Source organism: Nitrospirae bacterium CG2_30_53_67 (assembly GCA_001873285.1).
GTDB lineage: Bacteria > CG2-30-53-67 > CG2-30-53-67 > CG2-30-53-67 > CG2-30-53-67 > CG2-30-53-67.
On the sequence record MNYV01000147.1, the window covers coordinates 1 to 8,600 of the forward strand.

The 8,600-nt window shown below is 53.9% G+C and carries 8 protein-coding genes; all 8 read left to right on the plus strand.

Going from position 1 to position 8,600, the window contains the following annotated elements:
* Positions 1-518 precede the first annotated feature (518 nt).
* The 8 genes from AUK29_09295 to AUK29_09330 all read left to right on the plus strand — a co-directional run bounded on the left by AUK29_09295 (position 519) and on the right by AUK29_09330 (position 8,508).
* Positions 519-1,724 (plus strand): sulfite reductase, dissimilatory-type subunit alpha, encoded by a 1,206-nt coding sequence (locus AUK29_09295; protein ID OIP62034.1) that lies wholly within the window; start codon positions 519-521, stop codon positions 1,722-1,724.
* An 83-nt stretch (positions 1,725-1,807) separates the two neighbouring features.
* Positions 1,808-2,893, plus strand: coding sequence for a sulfite reductase, dissimilatory-type beta subunit (locus AUK29_09300; protein ID OIP62035.1), 1,086 nt, complete (start codon positions 1,808-1,810; stop codon positions 2,891-2,893).
* 14 nt (positions 2,894-2,907) lie between these two features.
* Positions 2,908-3,159 (plus strand): hypothetical protein, encoded by a 252-nt coding sequence (locus AUK29_09305; protein ID OIP62036.1) that lies wholly within the window; start codon positions 2,908-2,910, stop codon positions 3,157-3,159.
* Between the two features lie 166 nt (positions 3,160-3,325).
* Positions 3,326-5,014, plus strand: a complete 1,689-nt coding sequence (locus AUK29_09310; GenBank protein OIP62037.1) for a hypothetical protein — start codon at positions 3,326-3,328, stop codon at positions 5,012-5,014.
* 48 nt (positions 5,015-5,062) lie between these two features.
* Positions 5,063-5,560, plus strand: coding sequence for a hypothetical protein (locus AUK29_09315; GenBank protein OIP62038.1), 498 nt, complete (start codon positions 5,063-5,065; stop codon positions 5,558-5,560).
* Between the two features lie 30 nt (positions 5,561-5,590).
* Positions 5,591-6,442: a ferredoxin-NADP reductase gene (locus AUK29_09320; protein ID OIP62039.1), complete on the plus strand. Its 852-nt coding sequence runs from the start codon at positions 5,591-5,593 to the stop codon at positions 6,440-6,442.
* 112 nt (positions 6,443-6,554) lie between these two features.
* The gene (locus AUK29_09325) at positions 6,555-7,952 is read left to right on the plus strand and encodes a glutamate synthase (NADPH), homotetrameric (GenBank protein ID OIP62041.1); all 1,398 of its coding nucleotides are present in this window, start codon (positions 6,555-6,557) and stop codon (positions 7,950-7,952) included.
* Positions 7,953-8,052: 100 nt separating this feature from the next.
* Positions 8,053-8,508 carry a hypothetical protein gene (locus tag AUK29_09330; GenBank protein ID OIP62040.1) on the plus strand — a complete coding sequence of 152 codons (456 nt, stop codon included), beginning with the start codon at positions 8,053-8,055 and terminating at the stop codon, positions 8,506-8,508.
* Positions 8,509-8,600 lie beyond the last annotated feature (92 nt).

Here is an 8,600-nt window from a genome sequence, read left to right on the forward strand (position 1 = left end):
GCTGATCCATGATGAAGCAAGGTTCCTGCTGTATGAAGATGACGAATTGCAGGAGCAAGCGGTCGGCATGATTTCCGGAAGGGCGCTGCGCCTGATTGGGAATTAAGGTTCATCTCCAAAAGAGTGGGTGAAAACATCAGGGGTCAAGGGGTCAAGGATTCCAGGGGTCAAGTGAAGTGCTTTTCAAGACTTGAGGGTCCGAGGGGCCAAGGATTCAAGGGGTCGAGTGAAGTGCTAAAAACATCAGGGTTCAAGGGTTACTGTGTTTTTCTCTGGAGATTTTGCTTGCATTTAAGTATTTCACTTGAATCCTTGAACCCTGGAATCCTCGAACCCTTTTTACCCACTATATGGGAGAAGAACCAAGAAAGACCTGTAAAACCCCGTCAACGGGAAGGTGACTGTTGCCGTACAGCGGGGAGAAAATAAGGTTCTTGAATGACGGTTAGTCGGTTGACGTTTTAATCATATTTCCTCCGTCCAGATGCCGGAGAGAGTGAGGAAAGGAGAAACAAAGAATGGCGACTGTAAATAAAGTAGAAACACCCCTTTTGAACGAGCTCGAAAAGGGACCCTGGCCGAGTTTTGTGAAGGAACTGAAAGGGGTGGCTGGAAGAAAGCCGATGATTCAGGACCTGCTGAGGCAGCTCGAACTCTCTTATAAGGAAAAGAGAGGGCACTGGAAGCACGGGGGTCTGGTGGGTGTCATGGGGTACGGCGGAGGCGTGATCGGGAGGTATTCCGATTCCCCGGACAAGTTTCCGGCCTGCGCTCACTTCCACACGATGCGTGTGAACCAGCCGTCCGGATGGTTCTACACATCCAAGGCATTGCGGGAGCTCTGCGACATCTGGGATGCGCACGGTTCAGGGATGACCAATATGCACGGCTCAACAGGCGACTGCGTTTTTCTGGGGACCACCACGGAGGAACTGGAGCCGATTTTCAAGGAATTGACCGACAAAGGCTGGGACCTGGGAGGTTCGGGCTCGGATGTCCGGACCCCGAGCTGCTGCAACGGGCCGGCGCGCTGTGAGTACGCCTGCTATGACACCATGGACATGTGCTATAACATCACCATGGCCTACCAGGATGAACTGCACCGTCCCGCCTTCGCCTACAAGTGGAAATTCAAATTCTCCGGCTGTCCCAATGATTGCGTCGCCTCCATTGCGAGGTCAGACTTCTCCGTGATCGGGACTTGGCGGGATGACATCAGGATCGACCAGGCTGCGGTCAAGGCATACTCGGATTCGGGGATGGACATCAGGGCCGACGTGATCCGGAAATGCCCGACGGCCTGCATGGGCTTTGACGGGAAGGCGATCAAAATAGATAATAAGCAGTGCAACCGCTGCATGCACTGCATCAATGTCATGCCCAAGGCCCTCCGGCCGGGCAAGGACACCGGGGCCACCATTCTGATCGGCGCCAAGGCCCCGATTATTGAAGGGGCGCTCCTCGCCTCGGTCCTGGTCCCCTTCATGAAGCTGAGCAAAGAGGACGATTACAAGGAGTTCAAGGATCTCGTCGGACGGATCTGGGAGTTCTGGGATGAACACGGCGTCAGCCGCGAAAGGATCGGAGAGTGCATCCAGCGCGTGGGCCTCGGAAATTTCATCGAAGAGATCGGTGTGGATCCTATCCCTGAAATGGTGATGCATCCGAGAGCCAACCCCTACATCTTCTACGAAGAGTACTTCGAAGAAGGGGATGAATCATAGAAGCAGGCAAGGAGACAAACGGGAAATCATAACAATAACAATATGGATAACGGATTCAGAAATCAAAGAAGGAGGTAATCAACATGGCAGCACCCACTGCACCAAGAAAAACCGATCTCGGACCGCCGCATTATGAACAGTTTCTCCCTCCCGTCATCAAGAAAAATTACGGGAAGTGGAAATATCATGAAATAGTCAAACCCGGCGTTTTGGTTCATGTATCGGAATCCGGAGACAAAATTTATTCGGTCCGCGCCGGATCGCCGAGACTGATCAGTGTGGACACGATCCGGATGTTCGCGGATCTGGCCGACAAGTACTGCGGAGGTTATCTCCGCTTTACCAGCCGGAACAATGTGGAATTCCTGCTGGACCAGCAGAAGAATATCGATCCCCTGATCAAGGATTTAAAGGCCAAGGGTTATCCCGTCGGAGGGACCGGCAGCTCCATATCGAACATCATCCACACACAGGGATGGGTGCACTGCCATTCCGCGGCCACCGATGTGTCCGGGGTGGTGAAGTCCCTGATGGATGAGCTTTACGAGTATTTCGTGGATATGAAACTTCCCCACAAGCTCAAAATCGCGGCGGCCTGCTGCCTCAACATGTGCGGGGCCGTTCACTGTTCCGACATTGCGATCCTGGGCGTTCACAGGCGTCCGCCCAAGATTCAGCATGAAAACGTATCCAACATCTGCGAGATACCGAACACGGTTTCGGCCTGTCCCACGGCGGCCATCCGGCCTACGACGGTCAACGGCAAGCCGAGCGTACAGATTGATGAAGACCGCTGTATGTTCTGCGCCAACTGTTTCACGGTCTGTCCGGCCATGCCGATTGCGGATCCCTTGAACGACGGGATTTCGATCTGGGTGGGCGGGAAGGTCAGTAACGCCCGGACCGAGCCTAAGTTCACCAAACTGGCCGTCCCATTCATTCCGAACAACCCGCCGCGATGGCCCGAGGTGACCTCTACGGTGAAGAACATCGTGAAGGTCTATGCATCGGACGGCCGGAGGTATGAGCGGCTCAGTGAGTGGATTGACCGGATCGGCTGGCCCAAGTTTTTCAGCATGACCGGTCTTGAATTCACCAAGTATCATATTGATGACTTCAAGCATGCCGGCGAGACCTTCAAGAGATCCACGCATATTAAATTTCAGTAAAGGGGGGCCAAAGAATGGCAGATAAAATGTCTGTCGAAGCAATTGCGGATGCCATGTTCAATATCGTAAAACAGTATGCCGGGAAGAAGCGGTACAAGGCCGGCGATCTGACCAAGGAAATCCTCTCCACGTACGGGGACAAGGTCGATAAGCAGGATTGCAAGACGGCCATTCGGACTCTTATGGATTCCGGGCGCTGTATTTACGGTTATGCAGGCGGGAGCTTCATTGCCCTTCCCGGTACAGAAGGGGCTGCCAAAGGATAAAGGTCGTTTTCCTTTATCCATGGCATCCGGCCCTTGTCGGACGAAACAAAGTTATTGCATCAGACAGCCGGTCGCCTCCGGATTGGAGTACGCCGTTTCTGAGAGCGGCCGGCTGTCTTTTTCGCTCTTGAATGCAGAGTTCTGCTCTCAAGAAGGAGTATGTCTTATGGCACTACAGGTCAAGAAAAAGAAAAGAACATTAGGCGCTCGTGTCGGTGGGAAAGGCGGTGGAGAGTCTTCCAATCTAAGGCCGAAATATTCGCCAAAGACCCCGCCGTGTACATTCACCTGCCCAAGCAGTGAAGACATACGAGGGTACCTGACTTATATCGCTCAGTCGGAAAGCTACAACCGTTCTTATGATGAATCCTTCAAAGAGGCCTGGTCCATCATCACCCACAACAATCCCTTCCCTGCGGTCATGGGGAGGGTATGCCCGCACCCCTGCGAGGGCGAATGCAACCGGAAGGGGAAGGACGTGGCCGTGGGGATCAACAGCATGGAGCGGTTCGTCGGCGATTACGGCATTCAGCACAAACTCCCTTTGAAAAAATTGAACGAGGGGACATTCAGTGAGAAGGTGGCCGTCATCGGGGCAGGCCCCTCGGGTCTTTCCTGTGCTTATCAGCTCGCCAGACAGGGATACCAGGTGACCGTTTTCGAGAGGTTTGACAAGGGCGGAGGTATGCTCCGTTTTGGAATTCCCATCTACCGTCTTCCCGAAGAGATCCTGGATGCCGAGATTCGGAGGATTGAAGATCTGGGTGTGGAAATCAAATACAATATAAAGATCGGCAAGGACATCACGTTTGAAGATCTCCAGAGTGAGTACAAGGCCGTCTATGTCTCTATCGGGGCCCACACCGGCTGGAACATGAATATTCCGGGTGAGGATGCCGAAAACGTTTGGACGGGCGCTGACTTCCTGCACAAGGTCAACGTCGGCGAACGATCGGATATCGGCAAGAAGGTGGTGGTCGTCGGCGGAGGCAATACCGCGATCGATGCGGCCATGAGCTCTCTCAGGATGGGGGCCGATGTGACCATCCTCTACCGCCGGACCAAGAACGAGATGCCGGCCATCGAGCATGAGATCGCCCTTGCCGAGGAAGATGGGATTCAATTTGAATTTCTGGCCGCTCCGGTAGAAATCATCAAGAATGGAAACGGAAAGGCCGTTCAGCTCAAGGCCATTCGCATGGAACTGGGTGAACCGGATGCGTCCGGAAGAAGGCGGCCTGTTCCTCTGCCTGGCTCGGAATATACCATGGACGTGACGGCCGTTATATCGGCCATCGGCCAGACCCCGGATTATGAAGGACTGGAGAGGTTGAAGAACCAGAAGGGGTGGGTCACCGCTAATGAGGACGGAACCACCGATGTTCCCGGCGTTTTTGCAGGCGGGGATGTGACCGTGGGACTCGGGATTGCGACGCAGGCCATCGGCCTGGGCGCCAAGACCGCCCGCGCGATCCATCATTATCTGAGGGGAACCCAGCCGGAGAAGGCGGATGAACTTCCAGTGATCCGGTATGACAAGATGAATCTCAATCACTATGTCCCGCTGGAGAGAACCCAGGTTAAGTCTCTCCCTGTGGAAGAACGGAAAGACAACTTTAAAGAGATTCATTTCACGCTGGAGGAGGCACAGGCCGTTGAGGAATCCAAGAGATGCCTGAGCTGCGGCAAGTGTTTTGATTGTGACAACTGTTTCACCTACTGCTCCGACAGCGCGGTCAAAAAGCTCTCCAAGGATATGCCTGTGGGGCAGCACTATGAGTTCCACCTGGAGACCTGCCAGGGCTGCAAAAAGTGCGCCGAAGAGTGCCCCTGCGGCTATATCGACATGATCTAATATTTTGTCCTCCTGAAAAGAGGAGAAAATATTGTTCAAGATTCTTTAATGAAGTGGAGCGGCGCCAAGGAGTGGACCATGGAAGAGATAACCTTTAGTGAAATCATCAGCTATGCCAAGATCGCAGAAGACAACGCAAAGAAGTTTTACCTGGATGCGGCCGATATCGCAAGCCTGAGCCATGTGAAGGAATTTCTCAAGTCCCTGGCCGGCGAGGAACAGAGCCACTACGACCGCCTGGATGCCCTGCAGAAAAACCTCAAGAAAAAGGGTATCGTGCCGAAGGTGCATGAGGCTATTCATAACTTCGGGTACGCCGACTACATCAAACCTGCGGGTCAACTGGATGAAGGCGCCTCCTACAAGGATGTTCTGGAGGCGGCCATGGCCAAGGAGAAGGAAGCGATCCAGAGTTATGACAAGTTTTCCCGGTATGTGGATGATGCCGAGGCCAAGAAACTCTTCAATCTTCTGGCCCAGGAGGAGAAAAAGCATCTCAAGCGTTTTGAAGAGGAGTATGACGACCTCCAGGATCAGAAATATTAAACCGTAACCTGAGTGTAAGGTAGAAAACCGATGTTTGAAATATTAGAGAAGAAAGTCTGGTCCGATGAAGCGCCGAAGATCAAGGAATTCATGGTCAAGGCCCCGGAGATTGCGAAGGCCCATCACGCAGGCCAGTTCATCATCCTGATCGTGGATGAGCATGGGGAGAGAATACCGCTGACCATCGCCGATACGGACGTGCAGAGGGGGACCATCAATATCCTCTTCCAGGAGGTCGGGAAGTCGACGATGTGCCTCGGCCTGCTCAACAAAGGCGGCCGTATCCATCATGTCTCCGGGCCTCTGGGCAAGCCCACGCATATTGAGAAGTTCGGCACGGTGGTGTGCGTGGGCGGCGGGATCGGGATCGCCCCGGTCCATCCGATCGCCAAGGCCATGAAGGACGCCGGAAACAAGGTGATCTCGATCCTGGGTTCCCGCACCAGGAACCTTCTGATCTATGAAGATAAGATGAAAAAAGTCAGCCATGAGATCCGGATCACGACAGACGACGGGTCCTATGGCCGGCATGGCTTTGTCACGGACGAACTGAAGCATATGATCGAGGTGGAGAAGATCCCCATCGACTTGGTTGTGGTCATCGGGCCGCCCATCATGATGAAGTTCGTCTGCAAGGTCACGGAGCCGTATAAGATCAAGACCTTTGTCAGCTTGAACACAATCATGGTAGACGGGACCGGTATGTGCGGCGCCTGCCGGGTGACCGTGGGCGGAAAGACCAAGTTCGTTTGTGTGGATGGTCCTGAATTCGACGGCCATCAGGTTGATTTCGAAGAGATGATGATGCGCCAGCGGCAGTATCTTCCTGAGGAAAAACTGGCAAAAGAGATATGCGAGAAGCAGACCTGCCGCCAGGCTTGAAAGATTGAATCAAACCATTAAATGAGGATCAAGAGCAATTATGAGTGACGAGAAACCAACCAAAGGGAGGCAGGAGACAAAACCCAAGAAGCCGAAGATTCCCAGGCAGCCCATGCCGGAACAGGATCCCCATCAGAGAGCCAAAAATTTCAGTTCCGTAACCCTCGGCTATAAACTTGAACATGCCGTGACTGAGGCCTCCCGCTGTCTGCAGTGCAAGAAACCCTTTTGCATAACCGGCTGCCCGGTTTCAATCAACATCCCGAAGTTCATCAAACTGATCCAGGAAAAGGAGTTTCTGAAGGCCGTCCAGGCTATTAAGGAAACCAATCTTCTGCCTGCGGTCTGCGGGCGTGTCTGCCCTCAGGAGGATCAGTGTGAGAAGGTCTGTGTCGTGGGAAAGAAAGGAGAACCGGTAGCCATCGGAAGGCTGGAGCGCTTTGTGGCGGACTATGAGGCGGAACACGGCGAGGTTCCCCTGCCTGAACTCCCGCCGAAGACCGGCAAGAAGGTGGCCGTGGTCGGCGCCGGGCCGGGCGGTTTGACCGTTGCCGGGGACCTGATACGGCGGGGTCACGATGTGACCATCTTTGAGGCCTTGCACAAAGCGGGAGGGGTCCTGGTCTACGGCATCCCGGAGTTCCGCCTTCCCAAGGCCATTGTGGGTAGAGAGGTGAAGTACCTCCAGAGGCTCGGGGTGGACCTGAGATTGAACCATGTCATCGGGAAGATCCGGACCATCGATCAATTGATGAAGGAGGATGGATACGATGCCGTGTTCATCGGCAGCGGGGCGGGACTCCCCTGGTTCATGGGCATCCCCGGTGAGAATCTGAACGGGGTCTATTCGGCTAATGAGTACCTGACCCGGAACAATCTGATGAAGGCCTTTGAGTTTCCGGTTTATGACACTCCCATCAAGAAGTTCAAAAACGTGGCCGTGATCGGAGGCGGTAACGTGGCCATGGATTCGGTGCGTACGGCCCTGCGCCTCGGAGCGGATAACGCCTACATCGTCTATCGGCGGTCCAGGACGGAGATGCCCGCCCGGAAGGAGGAGGTTGATCATGCGGAACATGAAGGGGTTCAGTTCAAAAACCTGACCGCACCGGTCCGTGTCATCGGCAACGAGCAGGGATGGGTGACCGGGCTGGAGTGCCTGAAGATGGAACTGGGTGAGCCGGATGCGTCGGGCAGACGCCGGCCGGTGCCCATCAAAGGTTCGGAGTTTACCCTCCCGATGGATGCCGTCATCATTGCCATCGGCACCAGCGCCAACCCCTTGATCGCCCAGACCACGCCGGATCTGAAGCTGAACAAAAAAGGATACATCGAGGTGGAAAACGAAACCACCTGCCGTACCAGCAAGAAAGGCGTATTTGCCGGCGGGGATATTGTGACCGGGAGCGCTACGGTGATTCTGGCCATGGGCGCAGGGCGGAATGCGGCCAAGGCCATCCAGCAGTACCTGCAGACGGGCGAGTGGTGGAAACCCAATGGGAACCAGTAAAAAAAGGATGAGAGATGAAACCACAGAGTGCTGAGAGAAATACTCTGTGTTCTCTGTGGTTAGGTTTTGACAATACGAATTTTGGTAAAAGGAGAAAACCATGAGCTTTAAGTCCATAGAGGATATCATCAAGTACGCTATAGAAAAAGAAGCAGAGGCGGTGAAGTTCTATACCGATGCGGGAAAGCAGGAGAAATACAGCGCGGCCAGGAAGACCTTTGAGTCCTTTGCCGATGAGGAGAAAAAGCACAAGGCCATGCTCGAAAACCTCGATCCCAAAAACGTGGCCGGGTTCAAGCCGGCAGGGATCGCCGACCTCAAGCGCAGCGACTACATGGTTGATATTGCATACAAGGCGGGCATGTCCTACCCGGATATCCTGAGGCTGGCTATGAAGCGGGAGGAGAAAGCCAAGAAATTCTATGACGACTGCGCCGGCCGTGTGGATGCAGGCGGCCATAAGAAGCTCTTCCAGATGCTCTCGCAGGAAGAGGCCAAACACAAACTGGCGCTTGAAACCCTCTACGACAACATCATGGCAAAAGGCGGAGATTAAAATTTCCTACCTAAAAGGGGAGGATGATGTCCTGATCATTCATCAGGTTGATGATCTCCTGATCTGTAACCACCTCCACGTCAATGATCAGG

Bases quoted from the DNA above. Each gene is read 5' to 3' on its own strand.
- AUK29_09295 (OIP62034.1), top strand. From the start codon at position 519: ATGGCGACTGTAAATAAAGTAGAAACACCCCTTTTGAACGAGCTCGAA.
- AUK29_09300 (OIP62035.1), top strand. From the start codon at position 1,808: ATGGCAGCACCCACTGCACCAAGAAAAACCGATCTCGGACCGCCGCAT.
- AUK29_09305 (OIP62036.1), top strand. From the start codon at position 2,908: ATGGCAGATAAAATGTCTGTCGAAGCAATTGCGGATGCCATGTTCAAT.
- AUK29_09310 (OIP62037.1), top strand. From the start codon at position 3,326: ATGGCACTACAGGTCAAGAAAAAGAAAAGAACATTAGGCGCTCGTGTC.
- AUK29_09315 (OIP62038.1), top strand. From the start codon at position 5,063: ATGAAGTGGAGCGGCGCCAAGGAGTGGACCATGGAAGAGATAACCTTT.
- AUK29_09320 (OIP62039.1), top strand. From the start codon at position 5,591: ATGTTTGAAATATTAGAGAAGAAAGTCTGGTCCGATGAAGCGCCGAAG.
- AUK29_09325 (OIP62041.1), top strand. From the start codon at position 6,555: ATGCCGGAACAGGATCCCCATCAGAGAGCCAAAAATTTCAGTTCCGTA.
- AUK29_09330 (OIP62040.1), top strand. From the start codon at position 8,053: ATGAGCTTTAAGTCCATAGAGGATATCATCAAGTACGCTATAGAAAAA.